The following is a 25,882-nucleotide window of genomic DNA, read 5'->3' as shown; positions in this document are numbered from 1 at the left end:
CGAACACAGTAGTTAAGCTTCTTAACGCCGAATGTAGTTGGTGGGAAACTACCTGCGAGACTAGGAAGTCGCCGCGCTCTTTTTTTTGCCTAAATGTATTTTAGGCGATATATATGGAGAGTTGTCCGAGTTGGCCGAAGGAGCATGATTGGAAATCATGTATATGGGCATAAACCTGTATCAAGGGTTCGAATCCCTTACTCTCCGCTTATATTCGGCCCCTTGGTCAAGTGGTTAAGACACCGCCCTTTCACGGCGGTAACATGGGTTCAAATCCCGTAGGGGTCAGTTATTATGGAGGTTTAGCTCAGCTGGGAGAGCATCTGCCTTACAAGCAGAGGGTCACAGGTTCGAGCCCTGTAACCTCCATTTTGGTCCCATGGTGTAGGGGTTATCACGCCTGCCTGTCACGCAGGAGATCACCGGTTCAAATCCGGTTGGGACCGTTATAAGTTTGCAGTTAAAAAATAGATTATACCAAAATCAGATTTTGGTATAATCTATTTTTTTAAATACGGTCAAACAAATTATTCTTATATAACGGCAATAATCAATAGTAGCACTAAAAAAATTGATTGTGGTAGTTTGACTTGTGATTTATAACTCAAAACGAGTAATGTAGTGACAACAATATAAAGGACGATTTGAAACCAGTTTAAGTAATTAATAAATAAATATAAATTCAGTAGAATCAGTAAAGCGATAATTAACCAACGATTATTAAGTTCCGATAACATTGTAAAGAAAAATAATGTGAAAAATGGAAAAATTAGTGGGATAAGAATAGCTTTAGAGACAAGATGAATTTGAAGAATAACTAGCGCTAAACTATATAAGAAATACATTAAAAGTTGTGTGCTTTTAAAGATTTGAGAAGTGGGCAGAGATCGTTGCAGACTAAACATCAGAATTAAAATACTCAAAAAAATTAAAGCCAGTGGTTTAGACAAAGTGAAGAAAATATAACAGATTATACCTAAACTCAAGATGGCGGCTAGCCAAGTAAGACGTTGTTTGAGGTAAGGAAAGCTGAGCATAATTAGGCCTAAAATTAAACCTAATATCGTATTTAAACTGATGCTTTGGTGAAAGCGAATGGTCAAGATGATGGGTAATAAGTAAATACTAATTAGTGATAAAATGATATCGATGAAGTGATAGGTATTTGATTTTCTTAGCAATAAAGGGACTCCTTTAACTTTTTCAGGATTAGATATAACCCATTATCCATAAGTTTTAGAAGCATTGTCAAGTAAATCATTGTGAAATTACTTTGCTTTTTCTGAACTATTCTGCTAAACTCAATTAGTTGACTATCATTCCCGATAGGATTCGCAATTTGCGAAGTACCTTGTAACCTAGAAAAAGAGGGGGAAATTTTAATGCAAGAAAGACATTTATTTACTTCAGAATCAGTTTCAGAGGGCCATCCAGATAAAATTGCTGACCAAATTAGTGATGCCATATTAGATGCGATGTTAACTCAAGATCCTGATGCCCGTGTGGCTTGTGAAACTTCAGTAACCACTGGTTTAGTACTTGTTACCGGGGAAATCTCTACCACTGCGTACGTTGATATTCAAAGTGTTGTTAGACAAACAATTCGTGATATTGGCTACGTTGATAATAAATACGGTTTTGACGGCGATAACTGTGCTGTATTGGTTGCTTTGGATGAGCAATCACCGGATATTGCTTTAGGTGTTGATGAATCTGTGGAGAACCGTCAAGATGACTCTGATCCATTGGAAAAAATTGGTGCTGGTGATCAAGGCTTGATGTTTGGCTTTGCCATTGATGAGACACCTGAATTAATGCCACTACCGATTTCATTAGCGCATAAGATTATGCGTAAAACAGCAGCATTGCGTAAAACTAAGGCGATTCCTTATTTACGGCCAGATGCTAAATCACAAGTTACCGTTGAATATAACGATGAAGGCAAACCAGAACGTGTGGATACCGTTGTTGTTAGTACACAACACGATCCCGATGTAAGTCAAATTCAAATTGAAAATGATGTTATCGAGAAAATTATTAAACCGGTTATTCCGGCTGAGTTATTAGATGATCGCACAAAGTACTATATTAACCCAACTGGTCGTTTTGTTATCGGTGGACCGCAAAGTGATGCTGGTTTAACTGGTCGCAAAATTATCGTTGATACTTACGGCGGCTATGCGCGTCATGGCGGCGGTGCTTTTTCTGGTAAGGATGCTACAAAAGTTGATCGTTCAGCCAGCTATGCCGCTAGATATATTGCTAAAAACATTGTAGCAGCTGGTTTAGCAAGTACTTGTGAAATCCAACTGGCTTATGCCATTGGTGTCGCAACGCCGGTTTCTGTTTCAGTAAATACGTTTGGGACAAATAAAGTTTCTGAAAGTATAATCGCTGAAGCAGCACGCCAATACTTTGATCTACGACCAGCAGGCATTATCAAAATGTTAGATTTGAAAAAACCGATCTATAAACAGACAGCTGCTTATGGACATTTTGGCCGGACGGATGTGGATTTACCATGGGAACGGCTAGATAAAGTAGATGTTCTCAAGAAGTTATTAAAATAAGAAGTATTGTTTTTAAAATAGAATAATTAGAACATGGTGGCTGGTGGCAAAATTTATTTTTGCTACCAGTCTATTTTTATGCACAAAATTGGAGGAATTATGACTACAAAAACTAAACAAACAAATGTCCCATTAACAACGACCGCAATCTTTATTGCAACATTTATGACCGCTATTGAAGGAACAATTGTTTCCACTGCCATGCCGACCATTATTGGTAGTTTGCATGGTGTAGAATTAATGAACTGGGTTTTTTCGATCTTCTTATTAACCACGGCCATGGCAACACCGATTTATGGCAAATTTGCGGATCGAAATGGCCGTAAGCCAGTATTTGTATTGGGTTTGATTTTATTTATTATCGGTTCATGTTTATGCGGATTGTCTCAAAACATGATCCAATTAATTATTTTTAGAGCGATTCAAGGGATTGGTGCTGGTGCAATTCAGCCAGTTACCTTCACGATTATTGCGGATATTTATCCTTTCGAAAAAAGAGCTAAAGTTTTAGGCCTTAATGGTTCTGCTTGGGGTGTCGCAGCAGTTATTGCACCTTTATTGGGCGGATTTATTGTAGAAAAAATTAGCTGGCATTGGATTTTCTTTATTAATTTACCAGTAGGTCTCATTACATTATTTTTAGTCCTTGTTTTTTATAAAGAAAAAGTAAGACATAGTAAAACTAGCATTGATTGGGCCGGAAGCTTTTGGCTGTTAGGCATTTTGCTGAGTTTAATGTTGATTTTTCAGTTTTTAGGCGAGACGATAAATTGGGGCCTTATTATTGGTTTAGTAGTAATTGGGGTCATTAGTGGTTTCTTCTTTTTCAGACAAGAAAAAAAGGCTGCAGATCCTATTTTGACCTTGAGCCTTTTTAAAAATCGAACATTTGTGATTCAAAATTTAGTTGCTTTACTGATTAGTGGCTTTTTAATTGGTTTTGAGGCTTACATGCCAATGTGGGTTCAAGCAATTTTGGGCATGCGGCCTTCAGAAGCGGGATTTGTGATTACCCCAAGTTCATTAATGTGGATCGTAGGGTCCTTTATAGCTGGCCGATTAATCGTTAAATACCGACCACAACAAATTTTGACGGGGACTTTACTCTGGTTATTAGTAGGCGCAGTGGTAATGGCCATGAATCCAATTGATGCTAGTTTTGGCTGGTTCTTGTTCTGGGCAGCGTTTATGGGCGTTTCTTTTGGTATTATTATTACAACCACAACGGTAACGGTTCAAAATATTGTACCCCATGAACAGATTGGGGTAGCGACTTCATTGAATACTTTGTCGCGGACTTTAGGGCAAACTTTACTTGTTTCAATTTATGGTATTGTCATGAATCGTGCGTTGTATCAAGGAACGGTGGCGCATCCTAATGTGACAATGGATCAATTGAATCAGTTAATTGATCCAATGACTGCCAAAAACTTACCAGAAAATATGTTACCGACTTTGCGTAATATTTTATATCAAGGACTGCATCATATTTATATTGTCGCCGCAATTGTAATTGCCGCAGCAGTTATTTTTAATGTGATTGATCATGTGAAAAATCATTCTGAGGTACGTCAGGCAGCCTTGGCAGATAGAAATGGCGACTCAGTAAGTAGAATAGACTAAGGTTACCTAACGCGCTTGTCCAGCCAGCCAGCACGTCGCTAGGATAATGGACTTGTAAATAAACGCGGCTGCAACCCACAAGAATTGGAATTAAAATGGCAATAACTGTTAAAATCGTACGTTTAGTTCTACTTTTTATAAAGTAGTATAAAATAATTAATATCGAACTATACAGTAAAACACTATTTGCAGAATGACCGCTGGGAAAACTATAACCGTTTTGCGGTAAAATTTGATTTAAACTAGGCCGGGGCCGTTGAATAATAGATTTGACAATATGATTTAATAGATTGCCTAAAATAATATTTTGGGCTAAAAAAATAGCCCAGCGATAATGCTTCTTCCAGATTAAGTAAGCGCCAACTAAGAGGGTTAGGCCGATTGTTGCTTCATGTTGACCTAGGTAAGTAATGATAATGGCAATTTGATTAAATTGTGCATGGGGAAAAACTTGTAACTGATTATGTCCCCACTGATCTAGTTGGTGAATCCAAGACTGATTTGTTAAAAGACTGATGAGCACAATACTAAAAATTAAATAGCTAAGGCTCAAAATAATATAGGGTATTTTAGATTTTTGATGTGAAATAACTGTGACCTCCTGGGAAATTCTAAAAATGGTAACATTTCCTTTTCATATATGAAATAATTTTGGGATTTTATCCGCTATAATAGAACTAGTAAGAAAAATGGTGAGGGATGACTTATGCAGACAAGGCAGCAGCGTATTTTAGAAACACGATTAAAACAGCGTCAAGATCGGCGACAAAAAACGACGGTGGCTGCCTCTTTGCTAGGTATTAGCTCATCATTAGGTATTGGTAGTTTTGTGACGACACAGCAAGTTACATTGGCCAATGCTGATGTAAGTCAATCGGGTGATATGAATGGGGTGACGGACATGTCTGGAATAGTTTCAGAACAAACCACCACCACAATAAGTGCAGAGAATATTCAGGCTTCCAACGGCTACGGTGATACGGCCTTTTTACAAGCTTTAGGGCAAGAAGCCCGGCAGTTGGCGGCAGATAATGATCTCTACGCATCGGTGATGGTTGCACAGGCGTTATTAGAAAGTAATTGGGGTACAAGCGATTTGGCAAGTAGTCCAAATTATAATTTATTTGGTGTTAAGGGCAGTTATCAAGGCGATAGTGTTAATTATAACACGTTGGAAGATGATGGCAGTGGCCGGTTATATTCAATTAAATCTAATTTTAAGAAATATCCGTCTTATAAAGCTTCCTTGGAAGATTATGTTTATTTGTTGAAACATGGCATTACTTCAAATGTAACATTTTATTCAGGCACATTTAAAAGTAATACCAATTCTTACTTGGATGCGACACAATGGCTAACAGGGCGCTATGCCACGGATACGCAGTACGCGGATAAGTTAAATCAAATTATCCAATCTTATCATTTAACCCAATTTGATGGTCCAGAAATGGTGAACTATACGGTTAAATCTGGAGATTCGCTCTGGGCGATCGCGCAAAATACGGATACAGATTATTACCAGTTACTTAGTGTAAATAATTTAGTCGCAACAACTAATATTATGCCGGGACAGATTTTGAAAGTAAAAGCACCGCTTCAACAACTGGCAGCACCGCAACAAGCAACGATAACTTCTATTAATCAACCTAATCAGCATCGCGTCGTGGTTACCGCTAAAGATTCTTTAGCCAAAATAGCCAAAGCAAATGATGTTTCGGTAGCTGAATTGAAGGCCAAAAATCATTTAAAATCTGATTTAATTTTGGTCGGTCAGAAATTAGTTATCCGTTAAGTATTGAATGCAAATTTGAATTTTGGTATTATCGAAGTATGTTTCTAAAGTTAATTTAAATTAAGAATTTTATATCAACTTAATGAGAAACGGATCGGTAGAACCTAAATTAGTCCTATAGAACTAACTTTAGTTCTGTAGGACTTTTTTGATGAATTTAAATATGATGTTGATCTGGAGGGGAACTCAATGAGCTACAATCACCACGTAGTCGAAAAAAAGTGGCAGAAATACTGGCACGAACATAACGTTTTTAATACAACCAATGATCCCGATAAGAAGAACTTTTATGCACTGGATATGTTTCCGTATCCTTCTGGCCAAGGGTTACATGTTGGACATCCAGAAGGTTATACGGCAACAGATATTCAAGCACGTATGAAGCGGATGCAAGGCTATAATGTTTTACATCCAATGGGTTGGGATGCATTCGGTTTACCTGCAGAACAATATGCTTTAAAAACGGGTCATGATCCAAAGAGTTTCACGAAGAAAAATATTGAAAATTTCAGACGTCAGATCAATTCTTTAGGCTTTTCTTACGACTGGAATCGAGAAGTGAATACGACAGATCCTAATTATTATAAATGGACCCAATGGATCTTTGAGCAGATGTATAAGCGCGGTCTTGCTTATGAAGCAGAAGTGCCTGTTAATTGGAGTCCAGATTTAGGGACCGTTGTTGCTAATGAAGAAGTTATTGATGGTAAGACAGAACGGGGCGGTTTCCCAGTTGTTCGCAAACCAATGCGGCAATGGATGCTAAAAATTACAGCTTATGCAGATCGGTTAATTGATGATTTAGATTTAATTGACTGGCCAGAAAACGTTAAAGAAATGCAACGTAACTGGATTGGCCGTTCTGAAGGGGCTTCGGTTGATTTTGAAATTCAAGGTATTCAAGATCAAAAGATTGAAGTCTTTACAACGCGTCCTGATACGTTATTTGGGGCAACTTATATGGTTTTAGCACCAGAATCTAAGTTAGTTTCAGAAATCGTTACACCAGAACAGGCAGCAGCCGTTGAAGCCTATCAAGCCGCTACAGAACATAAGAGTGACTTAGACCGGACGGATTTGAATAAAGATAAAACCGGGGTATTTACAGGTGCTTATGCCATCAATCCCGTAAATCAACGCAAGATGCCAATTTGGATTTCTGATTATGTTTTGGCTAGTTATGGGACTGGGGCAATTATGGCCGTGCCTGCTCACGATACTCGAGACTATGAATTTGCTAAAAAATTTGACTTGCCAATTATTCCAGTAATTGAAGGCGGCAACGTTGATGAAGCAGCTTATACTGGTGACGGCGCATTAATCAATTCCGGCTTTTTAGACGGCAACAATGTGGAAAATGCTAAAAAAGCAATGCTAGCTTGGCTAGAAGAACATCATGTTGGTCATACAAAAGTTAATTATCGGTTACGTGATTGGCTCTTTTCAAGACAACGCTATTGGGGTGAACCAATTCCAATTATCCATTGGGAAGATGGCGAAACAACTTTAGTTCCTGAAGAAGAATTGCCATTGATTTTACCAGAAACAGCGGATGTTAAACCTTCAGGTTCTGTTGAAAGTCCTTTGGCAAACTTGGACGATTGGGTTAATGTTGTGGATAAAAATGGACGTAAAGGCCGTCGGGAAACTAATACAATGCCGCAGTGGGCCGGTAGTTCTTGGTATTACTTGAGATTTATCGATCCTCATAATAAGGAAGCTTTAGCTGATTATGATAAGTTAAAGGCTTGGATGCCAGTGGATCTTTACATTGGCGGGGCAGAACATGCGGTATTACATTTATTGTATGCCCGTTTCTGGCATAAATTCTTATATGATATTGGCGTTGTGCCTACGCCAGAGCCATTCCAAAAGTTATATAATCAAGGGATGATCTTAGGTGGTAATCACGAGAAGATGTCTAAATCTAAAGGTAACGTTGTCAATCCAGACGATGTTGTAGAACAATACGGAGCTGACACATTACGGCTATATGAAATGTTTATGGGCCCATTGGATGCTGCAATTCCATGGAGTGAAGATGGTTTATTTGGTGCTCGCAAGTTCTTAGATCGAGTTTGGCGTTTAATCGTTGACGATGAAGGCAAGTTAAGAGATCATGTCACCACTGAAAATGATGGTACATTAACGACAATTTATCATCAGACAGTTAAAAAAGTCACTACGGATTATGATAATCTGCATTTTAATACAGCCATTTCACAAATGATGGTCTTTGTTAATGATGCCAGCAAGGCAGATGCTTTACCAGTGGATTATATGGAAGGCCTTGTTAAATTATTAGCACCAATTGCACCACATATGATGGAAGAAATTTGGCAGATTTTAGGTCATGATCAAACATTGAGTTATGAACCATGGCCAACTTATGACGAAAAATATTTGATCGCTGATACGGTTGAAGTTGTGGTTCAAGTAAACGGTAAGGTCAGAGCAAAATTAAAAGTTGCCAGAGATATGGCCGAAGCCGAATTACAAAAGTTAGCTTTAGCAGATGAACATATTCAAAGTTTCATTGGCGCTAAAACGGTTAAAAAAGTGATTACAATTCCAAATAAGATTGTAAATATTGTTGTAAAATAATAATTAACGGACGTTAATTTTCAGAAAACCGACTTGTGAATTAGACGGTTAACTGAAGATTGACGTCTTTTTTATAATCTTTTTGAAATTAATGATTTAAAGATGGTATAGAGTTTGCTATACTAACAATGTTTGACCAACATAGGTGGTTCGCAAAATCCCACCTAAAAAAACTAAGGAGGCATTTTTTTATGACAGAAAATACATCTCATAAAACTGTAGCAATTACAAAAATTGGTCTAGTTGCTGCACTTTATGTGGCAGTGACTTTGGTGGTGGCACCATTTAGTTATGGGGCGGTACAGTTACGTTTAGCAGAGGCATTCAATCATTTGGCCGTATTTAACAAGCGAAATGTAGTTGCTTTAACCATTGGGTGTGCTATTGCGAATTTAGCGTCACCTTTAGGTATTGTAGATGTTGTGTTCGGTTCTTTAGGCACTTTGGTGATGACTTTAATTAGTTATTACGCGACTAGACGCATTAAATCCGTACCTTTAAAATTGACGGTGAGCACCATTATTTGCACAGTAATGATGTTTAATGTGGCACTTGAGCTGCATATTTTTAATAAACTGCCATTTTGGCCAACCTATGCAACAGTTGCCATCGGTGAACTATTATCAATGGCGTTAGGTGCAATTATTATTTACCTTGTACAGAAGAGAATTAATCTTACAAACTAAGGAGTTTTAATATGACATTTGAAGCGATTTTACCAGAAATTAAAAATGGCAAGAAAGCCATCCGTAAAGGTTGGGGCGGTTCTGAACTTTATATTTTTGAAGTTCAAAATCCTGTTGAAGCCGGGGAAGCAGTAACGCCATATTTTTTAATTCGTACAAAAGAAACACCGGCATTATCTATGTTTCAACCGACTGTTTGTGATATTTTAGCAGATGATTGGACTTTGGTGGACTAAGCCATGTCTATGCCAATTTATTCGGAGTTAAAGGGTAAAAAAGCTTTGATTACTGGTGTGGGTTCTGGAATTGGTTACGCGCAATTACGGGCTTTGTTGCGGCAAGGCACAATTTGTTACGGTATTGATCAGCAATTTACACCTGAAACAAAGGCGTTAGAAGCCGAATTTTTGGAGCAAGTTTATTTGTATAATTGTGATCTAGCAGATGATGAACAGTTGCAGGCGACAATTCAAAAAATTCAGACAACTGCCGGGACAATTGATTTCTTATTAAATACTGCGGGTATTTTAGATGGTTATCAACCGACATTAGAAACAACTTTAGAGAATTGGGATAAGTTTATGGCTGTAGATTTAAGAAGTCAATTTCAGCTGACAAATGCTTTTCTACCAGCAATGGTTGCGAAGAAATCAGGTAAAATCTTAAATATGGCTTCTATTGCAGGGCTTGTAGCTGGCGGCGGCGGGGCTGTTTATACTGCTGCCAAACATGCGGTGATTGGTTATACAAAACAGTTAGATTATGATTATGCTAAAGTGGGTATTCAAGCCAATTGCTTAGCGCCAGGAGCGATTGATACACCAATGAATGCAGCTGATTTTGCCGGAGAGGGGACAATGGCAAAATCTGTCGCAGCTCAGACACCGGCTAGACGTTGGGGACATGCTGAAGAAGTCGCATTAGTGAGTCTATTTATGTTGAGTGATGGCGCAGATTTTATTCATGGCGCGGTGATTCCGATTGATGGCGGCTGGATCGAACAGTGAGATAAATAAAGAAGGGTTTGGGATGATTATATCTCAAGCTCTTTTTTGTGATTACAGCAGTGTTATGTTCGGATCTTAACTTTAATTTAAATTGCGTTAATTTTAGCAATAACTTACAATATAGGTTAGCTGTGCATTAAAGGAGAACGGATAATGGCGAATAGGCCTGAACAAACTGAAAATATTCAAAATCAAAATAATAAAAATGAAGCGCATAATTCTTTATTAAAAGGTTCAGCATGGATTACGGCGGGCAGTGTTTTTTCAAGAATACTCGGAGCAATTTATATTATTCCTTGGATTACTTGGTTAGGGAGTCATTACACTTCAGCCAATGCGATTTTTTCCAAGGGCTATAATGTTTATAGCTTACTGCTAGTTTTTTCAGCGGCAGGCATTCCGGGGGCGATTTCTAAACAGGTGGCCCATTATAATTCGCTTAATGAGTATGCTTTGGGGCAAAAGCTCTTCCGTCAAGGCTTAAAGATTATGGCTTTATTTGGCTTGATTGGGGCTTTAGTCCTTTATCTTGGCGCCCCTTTGCTATCGGTTGTGGACTTTAAGACGTTTGAAATTGATAGCCGGACAATTCCGGTATTTCGGTCGTTAAGCTTTGCAATTTTGGTTATCCCGGTAATGAGTATCACCCGGGGCTTTTTTCAAGGTTACAATGATATGGCGCCATCTGCAATTTCCCAGTTTTTTGAACAATTAGCGCGGGTTATTTATTTATTAGTGGCGACTTACATTATTATGCAGGTTCAAAAGGGAAATTATGTAAATGCGGTGACCCACTCGACTTTTGCGGCTTTTATTGGCGCTTTAGCGGGGATTGCGGTCTTAGCATGGGTTTATTTCAGGCGAAAAAGTCAATTTGATGATTTAGCTGCCCAGTCAGCGAATAATTTGGATATTTCAACTTCGGAAATTATTAAACAAATTATTCATCAAGCTATTCCATTTATTATTTTAGATAGTGGGATTACAATTTTCCAAATCTTTGATCAGTATAGTTTTTATCCGATGATGAAAGATTTTGTTATCGCAACGCAGGATCAATTAGATGCGTATTTTGCGGTATTTAACTTTAATGCACAAAAATTAGTAATGATTGTGATTTCTTTAGCAACGGCTTTGGCAATGACTGCGATTCCTTTACTGGCTGGTGCTCATGCCCGTAAAGATGTGCAAGGTATTCGGGAACAAATCAATGATACGTTAGAATTGTTTCTATTTGTCATGTTCCCAGCCGCTTTTGGCATGTCTGCGTTAGCACGACCGTTATATACGCTGTTTTATTTTCAAAATGATTTAGGCACTTGGGTATTGCAATTTTATAGTTATGTGGCAATTTTCTTAGGGCTATTTACGGTTTTAGCGGCGGTGTTACAAGGATTGTATATGAATCGGATGGCGATTAAATATTTAGTTGTCGGGATAATCACTAAAATAGTGTTACAGTATCCAATGATTTTCTTATTCCGGGTTTTCGGACCATTAGTCGCAACTTGTCTAGGGATGGCCGTGACTTGTGCTTTAATGTTGCGGGCTTTATACCGCGCTTATCAATTTAATATTGGCCGCTTGGTTCGACGTACTTTCGCAATGGCCGTTTTTTCAGTAATAATGCTGGTTGGTGTGAGTTTAGTTGTAAAAGTCTTTAGTTTATTTTTAAATGGTAACAGTCGATTTGCAACGATTTTGCCGTTAACTTTCGGTGTATTAGTGGGTGTTGCAATTTATGGTTATTTGGCTTTAAAAACGCAGTTAGCTGACCGAATTTTGGGTACTAGAGTTGCGAGAATTCGGCAACGATTAAAGATTAAGTAGGAGGAAACGATGCGCTTAGATAAATATTTGGCGGATATGACGCCATATTCTCGAAAAGAAATTAAAATTTTGCTAAAACAAAAACGCGTCCAAGTAAATGACGCGTTAATTAAAGATTCGAAATTTCAGGTAGATGAAGTTAAGGATAAAGTGGTTTTAGATGGGATTGCCATCAACTATCAGACTTTTTTCTATTATATGATGAATAAACCTGAAGATGTTTTATCTGCGACGCAGGACAAACAAGATACGACGGTTATTGATTTGTTGCAAGATGATGATTACCGCGAAGATTTATTTCCAGTGGGCCGTTTGGACAAAGACACAACGGGGCTGGTGGTTTTAACGAATGATGGTCAGCTGGCCCATCGCTTGCTGAGTCCAAAACATCATGTGCCTAAGCTTTATGAAGCTTCAATTGAAGGGGTTGTTGATGAGGCTGATGTGGCCCGCTTTGCCAAGGGGATTCAACTGACAGACTTTAAGACGCAGCCTGCAGTTTTAACTATTTTAGAAACAACAGCTACGACATCAAGCGTTCAAGTTCAGATTACAGAAGGTAAGTTCCATCAAGTAAAGCGTATGTTTGGCGCGATTGAAAAACCAGTATTAACTTTGGATCGGATTCAAATGGGTCAACTGAAATTAGATCCTGATTTGGCGTTAGGACAGTATCGGCCATTGACGGCTGAGGAGTTAGTGGCGTTACAAACTATGCCTGGGCCAGTTGATGCATAAATTTTGGTAATTCTTGAATGATTTCTTGAGGTAAGGTGACATAGCTCGTTTGAGCGAGTTTGTCAGCGACGGCACTATGTAGGTAGACGCCGGCTAATAAGGCTTTATCTTGAGGCTGAAATTGGCCTAAGCAGGCTGCTAAAATGCCGGTTAAAGTGTCCCCAGAGCCGCCGGTAGCCATGCCAGGGTTTCCCGCTTGATTTATCCAAACGGTCCCATCAGGTGGGTAAACTTTTGTCTGTGCGCTTTTTAAGACAAGGGTGACGGTGGGGTTAAAGCGCCATAGTTTAACGAGTGCCTGATGGGTTGTAGTGTCTGTTTGCTCGTTGATGGGGATAGTAGATAAACGCTGCCATTCCATTTGATGTGGGGTTAAGACGATGTGGCCTTTTGCGGGGATGGGAATTTGGTGTTGTGCCATTAAGGTTAAAGCAGAACCATCAATAATAATGGCCTGTGTATCTGTGATAGCGGTAAAAACCGCTCGCAAAATGGCCAGGCTTTGACCATCCGTTCCTAGACCAGGGCCAATCACAACAACGTTCATTTCATTAACTAGTTGCTTTAAATAGGCATGGTCGTTGTAGTCTAGCACCATGCTTTCCGGTAGGCGGCTATGGAGGGCAGTAAAGTTATTAGGATCTGTGGCAGTTGTCACAAGTCCCGCGCCGGCATAAACGGCTGCAGAGGCACTCATAATTGCGGCACCGCCAAAGTTCTGATTACCACCTATAATTAAAACGCGACCGAATTTGCCTTTGTAACTGTCTTTTGGTCTTGGCTGAATGATATTTTTAGCAAGTTGTAAGTTGATTTCTGGCATAATTATTCAGACTCCTAAATTTAGACTTTAAATTTTGTATATTTCTGGTAAAATAGTAATTGTTGTTGCCGGTATGGCGGAATTGGCAGACGCGCAGCGTTCAGGTCGCTGTGGGATTTATCCCGTACAGGTTCGACCCCTGCTACCGGCATTTTTGAGTGTTTTCTAGTGTTTGCACTAGATCGGTGTTTTACCGTTAAACCTTGCTATTATAGGGTTTAATGGTTTTTTTATTGGGTTTAAAAAGGGGGTTCTACTATGTTTTTCCAACTTTGCCCCATACTTGCCCCACGATACTGTTAGGTCTTATTGTATAAATAAAGCCTAACAGTATTTTTTTGTGAAAGCAAAGTGGATTTAATCAAATAAAATTTTAATTTTAGTGTTTTTGGCAGCTATTTATAAAAACTTCGTTGTATACTTAAAAAAAGACCTCAGGAGGGATTGTCTATGACAAAGTTCAAGATTTGGCCAGCAGTTGCTGCAGGTACGGCTGCAGGGATAATTGCTGGGATGGTAAAAATGGGTTGGGAGAATATTCTACCCCCCAGAACACCGGCTAGGGATGCGACGAATCCCCCTCAAAAGACATTAGAAAAAATAGGTTTTAGTTCGCAAGCGGCACATGCGACCTGTCACTATAACGGTCATGACTTACCCTGGCCAAGTTATTTGATTCACTACACTTTTTCAGCAACTTTTGGGATTGGCTATACGGTGTTGGGGCATTATATTCCAGTTTTAAAGGCTGGCCATGGTTTGGCAGCAGGCACAGCAGCTTGGGCGAGTGCACATTTAATGGTTTTACCGGCGATGGGTATTATACCAGAAGCTAAAGAACAACCCGTTGAGGAGCATTTATCTGAATTGTTAGGGCATATGCTATGGATGTGGACAATTGATGCAGTGGGCCGCACGTTTTATAGTCGGTTTCCCAGTACAAAAGAATAATAAAAAAAACGGCTAGGACAAAAATGGCAATTGTTCTAGTCGTTTTTTTTTAATGGTTATTTACGGCCACGCTTATTTTTTTTCGCACGCATTTGTGATCGGGATGGTAGTGGCGCTGGTGCCTGCGTTCGACTACTCCGGGACTGCTGAACGTTGCCTAAAGTCTGTTGTGGATAGGCCGCCGTGTTATAGCTGTTATGGTCTGGAGCAGGTTGTACAGCATGTCGCTGTTGTGTTCGGCGGGCATTCGTTTTTGACGCTGGCTTTTTTTCTGGTAGGAATGTAATTTTTGCGATGTGCCAAGCAATGAAGATTAGGCCTAAGAAGAAGCCAAGCCAGGCCCAAAAGTTCAGAAAATTAAAATTTTTAGCATCGTTGCGGGCAAAGAACCAGCCGATAAGTAGTAGTACAAAATAAATTATTTCTGGAATAAACGACTTTGAATCGTTTGTTAGCAAATTAACTGTGCCAGCGATTAAGTAAGCGACCCCAATAATAAAGGCGGCGTAAATAATTTTTTGAATGTGATCCGTCGTGACGATTTGTGACCACGCGGAGTAAGTTTGAAAGACAATAAGTATGGCAATAGGTAATTGTAGAATACCTACAAAGATTTTAGCGGCCCTCAATTTTAGCCCTCCTAATAAATACTATGCATCATTATATCCTATTTCAGGCCTTGAATTAAGGCAACTTCTGTAAATATTTCTATTGAAGATTATTTTTTAGATGATTTAGCGCTTTGATAACGAGGGTTAAAAATTCTTTTTCAGTAATAATTGGGACGTTATAGGCTCTGGCTAATTTTAACCGCTCAGTTTCTGGTGCTTCAAACATTGTTTTACGAATGGTGCCCACGATTAGGCAATCAGTGGTTTGGCTCACGTTGGACTGGGGATTTGCATGGATAATTTTGAGCAGGGTTAGACAGTGCTGGAGGGTCATGGTTTCCAATTTGCCAGTAACGGCAACGTTTAAATTGTTTAGTTGCATCACAATACCTCATTTGTTTTATCTACTCTAAGTTTAGCAGAATTTTGTGGATGCGATTGCAAAAAAAGTGTTTTAGTTGACAATTTTTTAATTTAGGCGTAAATATAAGATACTCCATTAGGAGGCACCACTAAGAATTTATTTAGGAGGCTTTTATTATGAAGTACAAAATTTTATTGGATACAGAGAAACAAATTTTTACCGTGATTGATACAAAACAGCATTCGGGCTCAGGTATAACAATCCAGGCTGCAATTAAAGCTTTGGAACACAAAGCATAGTGATGATAAAAATAATAATGCGTGTATAGACATTAAAGCAGTACGAGGTGGCTTTAATGTCTTTTTGTTTGGGTTTTTTTAATTCACGCTCTCTATACAGAGAGCGACTCCAGTCAGCGGCCGACGCTACGATGACTTGTCAATTTCAATTCACGCTCTCCATACAGAGAGCGACAACAGCCCATCCAAACCATGAAAAGTTTAAGAAGCATTTCAATTCACGCTCTCCATACAGAAAGCGACGAGTAGTAGAATAATTATTACTATTTATCAATTATTTCAATTCACGCTCTCCATACAGAGAGCGACAATTTGGGTACCGATGATCACGGTGATTGCAGTCAATTTCAATTCACGCTCTCCATACAGAGAGCGACTGTTTTCGGATAAAAGCTTTGCGCAGTAATGTTTATTTCAATTCACGCTCTCCATACAGAGAGCGACAAAAGAAGCAATTATTACATCCAAAGGTGGGCCGATTTCAATTCACGCTCTCCATACAGAGAGCGACGACACATACGGTGAGTGAGTGTACTATAGAGTTAATTTCAATTCACGCTCTCCATACAGAGAGCGACTGGAAGAGGCTGATAAGCTAAAAGTTGTCGACATTATTTCAATTCACGCTCTCCATACAGAGAGCGACAATTGCCATCCGTATTTAATACTAAAACTTCTGATTTCAATTCACGCTCTCCATACAGAGAGCGACCGCAATATATTGTAAAAAAATGTTCATTAGAACTATATTTTGCGGCTGTAACATGTTAATAGCATAAATATAATATTATTTTATCAAAATTTAAGCAATTATAAAAGTAACTAGCGCGAATCCCCTGGTAAAAACATGGTCACCTTAGATTCGCGCGCTATAATTTTTTTTGAAAAAGATCATCTTTTTAGTATAACAGAGTAATCAATATTAATGTGACTAAAATTATTATAAATAATACTCAAAAATTAAAAATAATGCTTACATAAAAAGTACTAATATGTAACTAGAGAAAGGAGAGATAAAGAGATGTATGATGAATCTGATTACTTGTTAATTTCAGGAATTCAACATTTTTTATTTTGTAGACGTCAGTGGGCATTGATACATATTGAACAACAGTGGCAAGAAAATATTCTCACATATGAAGGCAGACAGTTCCATGAACGAGCGGATGATGAGAAATTTCATGAGAAACGAGGAGACAAACTGATAATTCGGGCATTGAGAGTTCATTCTGCGACTCTAGGATTGACTGGGCGCTGTGATATTGTCGAGTTCACAAAGTCTGAAAAAGGGGCCTACCTTCATAAGTATAAAGATATTTATGAACCTGCGGCAGTAGAATATAAACACGGGCGAAAGAAATATGATGATTCTGATGTCTATCAACTACTGGGAGAGACATTATGTCTAGAAGAGATGTTAAGTTGTGAGATAAATCATGGGTATCTATATTATTTTGAAACAAAACAGCGTGTTCAAATTGATTTTACGACGGATACGAAGCGGGATTTTAACGAAAAAGTTTCTGAGATGCATCAATATTGGACAAAGCGCTACACGCCTAGAGTTAAACCAACAGCTAAATGTAAAAGATGTTCTTTGGAGAGTATTTGTTTACCGAAAATGCTGGCAACGCAAACTGTAGATCAATATTTGAAAGGCGCTTTGGATCAATGAAAAAATTATTAAATACATTATACATAACAAAACCGGATACTTATTTATTTTTAGATGGTGGGAATATTGGTGTTTCTGTTGAACGTGAAGTTGTTGGAAAAGTGCCATTATTGAATTTTGAAAGTATTGTCATATTTGCTAGATCCGGTGCTAGCCCAGCTTTAATTCAAAGCTGTTTAGAACATAATATCTCAATGACTTTTTTAACCCCTAACGGGCGCTTTTGTGGTCGTGTGACAGGGATGACGAATGGTAATGTTATTTTGAGAAAGCAGCAATATCGCATATCGGATGATTCAGTTCAAAGTACATTAATCGCTAGAAATTTTATTTTTGGAAAAATTGCCAATCAACGGTCTGTATTACAACGAATATTGAGAGATCATAAGCTGGCTATTGATATCGAAGAATTCCAAAACGTGATTGGGACTTTGCAGGAAACTTTAACGCAGCTGAGTTCAATGACTGATTTAGAGCGATTGCGTGGTGTGGAAGGCAATGCGGCACAACTTTATTTTAGCTTGTTTGATCAGATGATTTTGCAGCAAAAAAAAGCTTTTATTTTTGAAGGTCGGAACCGTAGACCGCCCTTGGATAATACAAATGCATTATTGTCTTTTGCCTATTCAATGCTGGCTCATGAATGCGCAGCGGCCTTGGAATCTGTAGGATTGGATGCGTATGTTGGTTTTATGCATCAAGATCGTCCTGGACGGCTGTCATTGTCTTTAGATCTGATGGAGGAGTTGCGAAGTGTTTACGCAGATCGTTTTGTGTTGAAGCTGATTAATAAACAATTGATTAGCGATAAGGATTTTAATCATTCTGAAAGTGGCGCCGTTCAGTTAACAGAAGATGGCCGGAAAACGTTTATTACGCAATGGCAAAAGCGAAAAGAAGAAAAATTGGAGCATCCATTTTTAAAAGAAAAAATTATTTGGGGATTAGTACCTCATGTTCAGGCATTACTTTTAGCAAGATATTTACGGGGGGATTTAGATGCATATCCACCATTTTTATGGAAGTAGGGAAGATTGATGCTGATTGTTGTTGGTTATGATATATCATTAATGGATCCGCAGGGCGCTAAAAGATTGCGACATGCTGCTAAAATTTGTGATCGTTATGGTCAGCGGGTGCAGAATTCGGTTTTCGAGTGTTTGATTAACACTTTAGAATTTGAGAAATTACAGCGTGAATTAAAGGCTGTAATTAACCCTGAAGTAGATAGTTTACGTTTTTATAACTTAGGTCAGAATTACGAAACAAAGGTCAAACATGTCGGTGCAAAAGCAGTTACAAATATGGACCAACCGATGATATTTTGAGGTCATGTATTATCAGGGGATATTTTATCATTCTTTTAATTATTATAAATTATAATAGAATCTGTTAAACTAAATTTGTAGTAAATAATTAATTCTATGTTGAGTTTAAATTACGTAAAAGAAGGTGATTATGTGTCACAGGAAAACAATTTTCAGTTTGAGGTTTGGGGTAGAAACGCACTTTTTTGTGATCCATTAAGTCGAGGCGGTGAGAAGTTAACGTATCAAGTGCCATCGTATCAAGCGCTAGTTGGAATTGCCTCTTCGGTCTACTGGAAACCGTCGTTCATCCACGTTATCGACAAAGTTCGGATTTTAGAGCCGATTAGAGTTGAATCAAAAGCGATGCGACCATTAGACAAAAATTTTGCTTTAAACAAAAACACGTTGGCTTACTATACTTATTTGCGAAATGTCCGTTACCAAGTTGAATCGCATATTAAATGGAATTTACAACGGGAAGATCTAGCGCAAGATCGGAATATAAAAAAGCACACGGCAATTTTTAATCGTGCATTGAGCCGAGGCGGTCGTCGAGATGTCTTTTTAGGTACTCGAGAATGTCAGGCGTATGTAAAACCGCAAACATTTGGTGCTGGGACAGGAGCTTATGACGAGATTGCGGAACAGTATATAGGGATGATGGTTCACGGATTTAACTATCCTAATGAGACTGGAGATAACCAGTTGTCCGTTAGGCTTTGGGCACCAACGATGAAACATGGGGTCATTGAATTTGAAAAGCCTGAAGACGTCAAAATAGTTCAGCCTATCCGCGAAGTTGTAGATTATAAAATTCACGATACGACGCTCTTTCAGCCAGTGGATGAATTATATGATGAAATGTTTGGTGGTGAGCAGCGATGAGTATCTTCCAGGAATTAGTTAAGGTTTACAAAAATAACGAGAGCAATGTTGGCATTTTTGATACTCGTGGCCGGACGTTACTACCAATTGCCCACACCTCAGTAAAGGTTGATTTAGAAGTTTCTATAACTGAAGATGGTAAATTCTCAAACATGCAGGATCTTGGTAAAGGCAAAGAGTTAACCGTTATTCCGGCGACCATTGAATCGGCTAATCGTTCCAGTAATATTGCACCATTCCCACTGCAGGATAAAATTAAGTATGTGGCGGGTGATTTTGCTCAGTACGCTACCCGAAAAAAAGATATTGATTCGGCATCGGAATATTATGAGGCTTATTTAGAGCAACTTAATGCGTGGGCAGATCAAGCAGAGACGCCAAAAGAGATAAAAATTATTGCACAGTATTTAAACAAAGGGACACTTTCAAAAGATTTAATCCAGTCTGGGTTAGCGCTTAAAGACCTAACTGGTGGTGCATTTGTTAGATTTAAAGTGAATCTAGCACCACTAGAACCTTGGAAAAATCCTAAAATTTTTAAATCTTGGACTGATTTTTATTTAGAAAAATTAAAAAGCAACAGTGTAGAGGATATTGATTATATTACTGGGGAAAAAGTCATCACGACAAAATCAGTTGAAAAAAATATCAACCCAATAACTAGCGGTGCCAAATTGATATCTGCCAATGATAGTGGAAATTACACTTATCGAGGGACATTTCTTGCAGACGAATTTTATAGCGTTGGTTATGAATCATCACAAGAAATGACTCACGCATTAAAATGGCTTGTACAAAAGCAAGGTATTCCAGTAGATACACGTAACTTTTTATTTTGGAAAGCACAAAATAATGAAAGCTTAAGTGGTGCAATAAATGGATTTACTGGTTTTCAGAATAAAGGGTTGTTTGCAAGACTTAATGATTCAAAAAGTAAGGATACTGGTTTTGAAATTGCCCAGAATTATCGTAAGGCAATGTACGGCTATATCGCGGACTTGGATAATCAGGCACAAGTTAATGTCATGTTTTTAGATGCAGCCACAACTGGACGGATGTCAGTTGCTTATTATGATCTGATGAATTCTGCCGACTTAAAAGATAACTTGATGCGGTGGTATGATCAGTGTGCTGTCATGATTTATACAAAAGATGGCTTACAACCACGGACGCCGTCACTTAAAAACGTCATTGAAAGCGCTTATCTTTTTGGCCCAGGTGGCAGTCGATATCAATCACTTTCCAAACGGGCAATGACGAGATTGTTAATGGCGACAATTAATGGCAGAGATGTTCCCGAAGATATTATTAAAGCAATTATGAATCGTGTGCGTAAACCGATGAGCTACACAAACGAAACACGATTTAAAATGAGTGGTCTAACAATTTGGCGTCAAGATTTGCGGACGCTATGTGCATTACAAAATTATAATCGTAGGAGTGGAAAAATTATGAGTCTTGATCCAAATTTAAAAGATCGATCTTATTTATTTGGGCGGATGTTAGCAGTCGCTGATTCAATGGAGAGTACAGTAATGTATAAACAACGTGCAGCTGGCAGTGATACAACAGATCGACCAACAACGGCAATGCGTTTCTTCTCAAATTTTGTAGAAAAACCTGGGACAACCTGGCTGCGAATTTATTTAAGTGTTCAACGTTCGTATGGTCAGAAATTAAATGGTGCCAGTCGAACTTATTTTGAGAAAAAAATGGCTGAAATTAACGAACTGATGGCACCAGAAATGATGAATGATAAACCGTTGAATAGCTTAGTATTCAGTGGTTTTATGGGCCAAAAAACAGAAAATATGCGTAAAAATTCAGATAAGGACGTGAAAGATAATGACTAGTAAAACATTGGAACACAAGATTGATTTTTCTGTAATTATTGGGGTTAAAAATGCCAATCCAAACGGAGATCCTTTGGATAATAATCGACCACGGATTAACGCAGATGGTTTAGGTGAAATTAGTGATGTAGCCATTAAACGTAAGATTAGAAATCGTTGGCAAGATATGAAATTGCCTGTTTTAATCGAAATGCAAGAGCGAATTACTGATGGCCATATGAATATTCGAGATCGTATTAAAGCTAGTGAGGCTATTCAAGAGATTTTAGCAGAAGATATGAAGAAAACACCTACTTGGCGTGATGATTTTATTAAAGCAGCAACAGCAAGCTGGATAGATGTGCGCTCATTTGGACAAGTGATGGCTTTTAATAACAAAACTAAAGATGGCTTAGATGGCGCTTCAATTCCAGTAAGAGGCCCAGTATCAATTCAATCTGCTTTTTCAACAGAACCTATTCAAGTTAAAGAGATGCAAATTACAAAGTCGATTAACTCTGAACCTGGTGTGGTTAAAGGCAGTGATACGATGGGTATCAAAAACACGGTACCGTTTGCAGTTTATAAATTTAACGGCAGTATTAACGTTGAACAGGCGCAAAGAACGGGTTTTACGGAAGATGATGCAGAAGCCTTAAAGAAGGCTCTAACAACATTATTTGTAAATGATGCTTCATCTGCGCGCCCAGAAGGCTCAATGGCTGTGTTAAAAGTGATTTGGTGGCAGCATGATTCAAGAATTGGTCAATTGGCCCCTTATCTTGTTCATGAGGCTACAACGGTCAATAATCCTGAAGGCAATACTGACTTTTCAAAAGTTGAAGTTACAGTTAATGATCCTGAAGTTTCAGGATTAACTTATGAATCATTAAGCGGATACTAATATGTATATTGCCCATAGAACTGATGAACCGGTTGTCAGGAATCAATCGTTAAAAACACATTTAACTAATACTAAAATACTATGTGAGCGTTATGGTGCAGATCTTGGGTTAAAGCATGTTTGTGGTTTGGCTGGCTGGCTTCATGATGCGGGTAAATACTCAGAGAAATTTCAGAATTATATCAATCAAGTGCACACTGAAACCGTTGGTAAACAAAAGATCAATCATGCATTTGCTGGGGCTCGAATGTTAGAACATCATTTTCATTTTCAGCAAAAAAACGAGTATGAAACTATTTTTGCAGAATTGATTGAAAATGTTATTATGGCCCATCATAATCCAGGTGGTCCTTATGATTTTATAGATCCTGTAGGGCGTAAAAATCAGCACCATGCGTCAGGGCTTAATCGGTTACCCTTTTCCGAAAAAATGAGGGAAACAATGACGGATTGGACAGTTGAAGAAATTGAACAACGCTTTTTTACGGACTTTGAAAAATCAGATTTTGAAGCTTACTTGAAATTAGCGCTAAAAGAAATACAACAAAAAAATGAGGATGACTTACTTGATTACCAATTATATTATTTGCGGTTTATTGCCAGTTGTTTAGTAGATGCTGATCACAGTGATACTGCAGCTTTTGCATCAGATAAAGATTACCGGCCTTTGGATACGACAAAGATATTACGGACATATCAGGCGGCTAATGAAAAAGCAACGGCAAAATTGGCAAACAAAGTTGTAGCTAATTCGCAGATGAGAGCTTTAAATCAAGTGAGACAGGCGATGTCTGAACAAAGTGCAACTTCTGGAAAGGGCCCTATTGGAATTTATAAACTAAGTGTGCCGACCGGTGGCGGTAAAACATTTGCTAGTTTACGCTTTGCGTTAAATCAGGCTTTAACACATGATTTTAAGCGCATTATTTATATTGTGCCTTATACAACAATTATCGAGCAAAATGCGGCTGAAATTAGGAAACAACTGGAGTTAGATGAAGATGATTATGCGCATGTTTTAGAATATCATTCGACACTTAATGAAGATGGTCTGAACTTTAACTATTATTATGCTAAGGATACTTGGGATGCACCCGTTATTATGACGACACAAGTTGCCTATCTTAATGCACTTTATGGGCGAGGTAGTAAGAATTTACGCCACATGCATCGGTTAATTTCAGCGACTTTAATTTTTGATGAAATTCAGACACTACCAGCAAAGACCATTTCAATGAATAATGCATTTTTAAAATGGCTTGAGAAGGAAAAAGCAAGTACAAGTTTGTTATGCACAGCGACACAGCCGACTTTAGAAGCGGAAAGTTTGGAAAATCATATTCCCGAAGCTACAGAGATTGTTCAAGATTTACCAACTGTAGAGAAACAATTCCAGCGGGTTACGATCGATACGCATTTTTTGAAAAGTGCTTGGGAAATTGAAGATTTGGTTGATTTCGCAGTTCAAAAATTGGAAGAGGTTAATAGTGTATTAGTAGTATTAAATACAAAGGCAGCGGTTAAAGCAGCTTATGAGGGGTTTAAGGCGCAAAATGAGGCAGTGACAGCCTACCATTTATCAACCTATATGTGTCCAGCACATCGGAAAGATAAATTTAAGATAATCAGTAAAGATCTAGCTACCGCAAGAACAGGGGAGAAAAAGGTCATTGTTTTTTCAACGCGTTTGATTGAAGCGGGAGTAGATTTAAGCTTTGAATCTGCGATACGATCGTTAACGGGCTTAGATAGTGTGATTCAGACAGCGGGCCGTTGTAATCGTAATCATGAGACTGCGCTGGCCAAGACTTATTTGATTAAAATGAGTAATAGTGCTGAGAATTTAGGTTCAGGGCTGGAAGAGATTCGGATAACTGGCGATATTACAACCAGTATTGTGGAAAAGTATGAGGATTCTGAATTGATGAGCTCAAGAGCTATAGCGGATTTTTTTGAGCGATACTATGGGAAAAATCAAATTGATAAAACACTGGATTATCCACTACCGAATGATCAAAGTGGCGAAAAAACGTTATATAAATTTGGACATAAGGAAAGATGTGGGAGTGTTGTTAATGAGGATGCGGCACGTTACGTCAATGAAGCAGTAAAAGATATTCCGCATATTTGGTTATTCGCTGCACCACAGACGATCAGTGAGAATTTTAGAGTGATTGATAGTCAGACAACTTCGGTTATTGTGCCTTACAATGATAAAGGTAATAATATTATTACAACGCTTTTATCAGATAGTGCTTCTTTTGAAGAGATTTCAAATGCACTTAAAGAGGCTCAGAATTATTCAATACAGATTTATGGCAATTTGAGTAATTCAAATGGCTTTACAAAAGGTATATCCGCAGTTGAAACGTTTAGAGGCAGTTTGATATACTATGCAAATAGTGGTAGTTATGATGATAATGTTGGTTTCACCAATAGTCTATCATTGGCCATGTTTTAATTAAGCGCGAATGCCGGGTAAACATGAATTGACCGGGGGACTCGCGCGAGGTATTTCGAATATTGAGCAATTTTAAGTAAATATTATTAAAGTTAATAAGATTTAACATGTTCTAGCCGCAAGATATAGTTCTGGTTGATATTTTTTTACAATATATTGCGGTCGCTCTCTGTATGGAGAGCGTGAATTGAAATAAGACTGGGTCACATCGGAGGTCTTACCATCTATCGTCGCTCTCTGTATGGAGAGCGTGAATTGAAATGCCATTGATATGCATGAGCACAACGTCTTTGTCCCGTCGCTCTCTGTATGGAGAGCGTGAATTGAAATTGTAATGTCCCCAAACACGCCGTCTTTGTGATGGGGTCGCTCTCTGTATGGAGAGCGTGAATTGAAATTCTGTGTCTAATCTCAATAACTAGTTGATCAACGTCGCTCTCTGTATGGAGAGCGTGAATTGAAATGCATAAAATCACTGAATGCCTTTGGCTCAAAACGGTCGCTCTCTGTATGGAGAGCGTGAATTGAAATGCACCAAAAAACTCGCAGAAGCCGCCGCCGTCGCGTCGCTCTCTGTATGGAGAGCGTGAATTGAAATCAAAAATTTTAAGGATTCTTTTTTGCCTGGATTACCGTCGCTCTCTGTATGGAGAGCGTGAATTGAAATGTATGAGGATTATCTGACTCCTTTAGTAATTCTGATGTCGCTCTCTGTATGGAGAGCGTGAATTGAAATCTGTTACGATTGAGGTAATTATTTGTACAGCTGTGTCGCTCTCTGTATGGAGAGCGTGAATTGAAATTTTTGCAACCACCACAAAAAATGGTAAGGCTATTGTCGCTCTCTGTATGGAGAGCGTGAATTGAAATTCTAGTCCCACGTTCCCAAGTCCCTATTGTTTTAGTCGCTCTCTGTA

At 38.5% G+C, this 25,882-nt stretch carries 22 protein-coding genes, 5 tRNA genes, 1 rRNA gene, 2 CRISPR repeat arrays and 2 riboswitches (1 of these 32 only partly in view); of the genes, 24 read left to right on the top strand and 4 right to left on the bottom strand.

The features are described from left to right. The 7 genes from rrf to EKM93_RS04915 all read left to right on the top strand — a co-directional run. Positions 1-77: ribosomal RNA gene (rrf, locus tag EKM93_RS13830) — 5S ribosomal RNA — on the top strand; the annotation flags it as partial. 38 nt (positions 78-115) lie between these two features. Next, positions 116-207: transfer RNA gene (locus tag EKM93_RS04940), tRNA-Ser, on the top strand. A gap of 9 nt (positions 208-216) precedes the next feature. Beyond that, positions 217-288, top strand: a tRNA-Glu gene (locus EKM93_RS04935). Between the two features lie 8 nt (positions 289-296). Further along, a tRNA-Val gene (locus tag EKM93_RS04930) sits at positions 297-369 on the top strand. 4 nt (positions 370-373) lie between these two features. Continuing rightward, a tRNA-Asp gene (locus tag EKM93_RS04925) sits at positions 374-446 on the top strand. Between the two features lie 858 nt (positions 447-1,304). Further along, positions 1,305-1,385: riboswitch (SMK box riboswitch) on the top strand. Further along, positions 1,383-2,570 (top strand): methionine adenosyltransferase, encoded by a 1,188-nt coding sequence (gene metK, locus EKM93_RS04920; protein ID WP_125713657.1) that lies wholly within the window; start codon positions 1,383-1,385, stop codon positions 2,568-2,570. Its footprint overlaps the riboswitch before it by 3 nt. A 99-nt stretch (positions 2,571-2,669) precedes the next feature. Then, positions 2,670-4,193 carry an MDR family MFS transporter gene (locus EKM93_RS04915; RefSeq protein ID WP_125713655.1) on the top strand — a complete coding sequence of 508 codons (1,524 nt, stop codon included), beginning with the start codon at positions 2,670-2,672 and terminating at the stop codon, positions 4,191-4,193. Here the strand turns inward: EKM93_RS04915 and EKM93_RS04910 are convergent. Beyond that, a complete protein-coding gene (locus EKM93_RS04910; RefSeq protein ID WP_164506990.1) occupies positions 4,102-4,716 on the bottom strand; it encodes a phosphatase PAP2 family protein in 615 nt (204 codons plus the stop codon). The genes EKM93_RS04915 and EKM93_RS04910 overlap by 92 nt on opposite strands. A gap of 183 nt (positions 4,717-4,899) precedes the next feature. Here EKM93_RS04910 and EKM93_RS04905 point away from each other — a divergent pair, with 183 nt between their 5' ends. The 7 genes from EKM93_RS04905 to EKM93_RS04875 all read left to right on the top strand — a co-directional run bounded on the left by EKM93_RS04905 (position 4,900) and on the right by EKM93_RS04875 (position 12,850). Next, a complete protein-coding gene (locus EKM93_RS04905; protein ID WP_125713652.1) occupies positions 4,900-5,985 on the top strand; it encodes a glucosaminidase domain-containing protein in 1,086 nt (361 codons plus the stop codon). Between the two features lie 189 nt (positions 5,986-6,174). Then, positions 6,175-8,589: a leucine--tRNA ligase gene (gene leuS, locus EKM93_RS04900; RefSeq protein WP_125713650.1), complete on the top strand. Its 2,415-nt coding sequence runs from the start codon at positions 6,175-6,177 to the stop codon at positions 8,587-8,589. A 139-nt stretch (positions 8,590-8,728) separates the two neighbouring features. After that, positions 8,729-8,772, top strand: a riboswitch (PreQ1 riboswitch). A gap of 8 nt (positions 8,773-8,780) precedes the next feature. After that, positions 8,781-9,275 (top strand): QueT transporter family protein, encoded by a 495-nt coding sequence (locus EKM93_RS04895; RefSeq protein ID WP_125713648.1) that lies wholly within the window; start codon positions 8,781-8,783, stop codon positions 9,273-9,275. A gap of 11 nt (positions 9,276-9,286) precedes the next feature. Then, positions 9,287-9,511: a DUF2829 domain-containing protein gene (locus EKM93_RS04890; RefSeq protein WP_125713646.1), complete on the top strand. Its 225-nt coding sequence runs from the start codon at positions 9,287-9,289 to the stop codon at positions 9,509-9,511. A 9-nt stretch (positions 9,512-9,520) separates the two neighbouring features. Continuing rightward, on the top strand, positions 9,521-10,282 hold the full coding sequence (locus tag EKM93_RS04885; protein ID WP_125713671.1) for a 3-oxoacyl-ACP reductase: 762 nt from the start codon (positions 9,521-9,523) through the stop codon (positions 10,280-10,282). 153 nt (positions 10,283-10,435) lie between these two features. After that, a complete protein-coding gene (locus EKM93_RS04880) occupies positions 10,436-12,112 on the top strand; it encodes a putative polysaccharide biosynthesis protein (protein WP_125713644.1) in 1,677 nt (558 codons plus the stop codon). A gap of 9 nt (positions 12,113-12,121) precedes the next feature. Next, positions 12,122-12,850 (top strand): pseudouridine synthase, encoded by a 729-nt coding sequence (locus tag EKM93_RS04875; protein WP_125713642.1) that lies wholly within the window; start codon positions 12,122-12,124, stop codon positions 12,848-12,850. Here the strand turns inward: EKM93_RS04875 and EKM93_RS04870 are convergent. Continuing rightward, a complete protein-coding gene (locus EKM93_RS04870) occupies positions 12,825-13,673 on the bottom strand; it encodes an NAD(P)H-hydrate dehydratase (RefSeq protein ID WP_125713641.1) in 849 nt (282 codons plus the stop codon). The genes EKM93_RS04875 and EKM93_RS04870 overlap by 26 nt on opposite strands. 67 nt (positions 13,674-13,740) lie before the next feature. Here EKM93_RS04870 and EKM93_RS04865 point away from each other — a divergent pair. Together EKM93_RS04865 and EKM93_RS04860 are read left to right on the top strand one after the other, a co-directional pair. After that, a tRNA-Leu gene (locus tag EKM93_RS04865) sits at positions 13,741-13,824 on the top strand. A gap of 299 nt (positions 13,825-14,123) precedes the next feature. Further along, complete coding sequence (locus tag EKM93_RS04860; RefSeq protein WP_125713639.1) at positions 14,124-14,624, top strand: DUF1440 domain-containing protein; 501 nt, start codon at positions 14,124-14,126, stop codon at positions 14,622-14,624. Between the two features lie 56 nt (positions 14,625-14,680). Here EKM93_RS04860 and EKM93_RS04855 read toward each other — a convergent pair whose 3' ends face one another. Together EKM93_RS04855 and EKM93_RS04850 are read right to left on the bottom strand one after the other, a co-directional pair. Next, positions 14,681-15,253 (bottom strand): hypothetical protein, encoded by a 573-nt coding sequence (locus EKM93_RS04855; protein WP_125713636.1) that lies wholly within the window; start codon positions 15,251-15,253, stop codon positions 14,681-14,683. 79 nt (positions 15,254-15,332) lie between these two features. Then, positions 15,333-15,617: a BRCT domain-containing protein gene (locus EKM93_RS04850; RefSeq protein ID WP_125713634.1), complete on the bottom strand. Its 285-nt coding sequence runs from the start codon at positions 15,615-15,617 to the stop codon at positions 15,333-15,335. A 158-nt stretch (positions 15,618-15,775) separates the two neighbouring features. Here EKM93_RS04850 and EKM93_RS13720 point away from each other — a divergent pair, with 158 nt between their 5' ends. The 8 genes from EKM93_RS13720 (at position 15,776) to cas3 (ending at position 24,965) form a co-directional block, all read left to right on the top strand. After that, positions 15,776-15,898, top strand: coding sequence for a hypothetical protein (locus EKM93_RS13720; protein ID WP_263853566.1), 123 nt, complete (start codon positions 15,776-15,778; stop codon positions 15,896-15,898). Positions 15,899-15,973: 75 nt separating this feature from the next. Further along, positions 15,974-16,610: direct repeats of the CRISPR family, unit length 33 nt; unit sequence ATTTCAATTCACGCTCTCCATACAGAGAGCGAC. 309 nt (positions 16,611-16,919) lie between these two features. Next, positions 16,920-17,573, top strand: a complete 654-nt coding sequence (gene cas4 / locus EKM93_RS04845; RefSeq protein ID WP_125713632.1) for a CRISPR-associated protein Cas4 — start codon at positions 16,920-16,922, stop codon at positions 17,571-17,573. Beyond that, a complete protein-coding gene (gene cas1c, locus EKM93_RS04840; protein ID WP_125713630.1) occupies positions 17,570-18,601 on the top strand; it encodes a type I-C CRISPR-associated endonuclease Cas1c in 1,032 nt (343 codons plus the stop codon). The genes cas4 and cas1c overlap by 4 nt, the downstream gene beginning before the upstream one ends. A 9-nt stretch (positions 18,602-18,610) precedes the next feature. Then, positions 18,611-18,901, top strand: coding sequence for a CRISPR-associated endonuclease Cas2 (cas2, locus tag EKM93_RS04835; RefSeq protein ID WP_125713669.1), 291 nt, complete (start codon positions 18,611-18,613; stop codon positions 18,899-18,901). Between the two features lie 132 nt (positions 18,902-19,033). Beyond that, positions 19,034-19,768 (top strand): type I-C CRISPR-associated protein Cas5c, encoded by a 735-nt coding sequence (gene cas5c, locus EKM93_RS04830; protein ID WP_225423629.1) that lies wholly within the window; start codon positions 19,034-19,036, stop codon positions 19,766-19,768. Continuing rightward, on the top strand, positions 19,765-21,621 hold the full coding sequence (gene cas8c / locus EKM93_RS04825) for a type I-C CRISPR-associated protein Cas8c/Csd1 (protein WP_125713626.1): 1,857 nt from the start codon (positions 19,765-19,767) through the stop codon (positions 21,619-21,621). Before cas5c ends, cas8c begins: the two co-directional genes overlap by 4 nt. Next, positions 21,614-22,504, top strand: a complete 891-nt coding sequence (cas7c, locus tag EKM93_RS04820) for a type I-C CRISPR-associated protein Cas7/Csd2 (protein ID WP_125713624.1) — start codon at positions 21,614-21,616, stop codon at positions 22,502-22,504. Before cas8c ends, cas7c begins: the two co-directional genes overlap by 8 nt. Before the next feature lies 1 nt (position 22,505). After that, positions 22,506-24,965 carry a CRISPR-associated helicase Cas3' gene (gene cas3 / locus EKM93_RS04815; RefSeq protein WP_125713622.1) on the top strand — a complete coding sequence of 820 codons (2,460 nt, stop codon included), beginning with the start codon at positions 22,506-22,508 and terminating at the stop codon, positions 24,963-24,965. Positions 24,966-25,126: 161 nt separating this feature from the next. Next, a CRISPR array of direct repeats spans positions 25,127-25,882; the repeat unit is 33 nt; unit sequence GTCGCTCTCTGTATGGAGAGCGTGAATTGAAAT; it runs 420 nt beyond the window's last position.

Source organism: Agrilactobacillus yilanensis (assembly GCF_003946725.1).
Classification (GTDB): Bacteria; Bacillota; Bacilli; order Lactobacillales; family Lactobacillaceae; genus Agrilactobacillus; species Agrilactobacillus yilanensis.
Note: the sequence above shows the minus strand (reverse complement) of the source record. Positions and strands in the feature narration are given on the sequence as shown.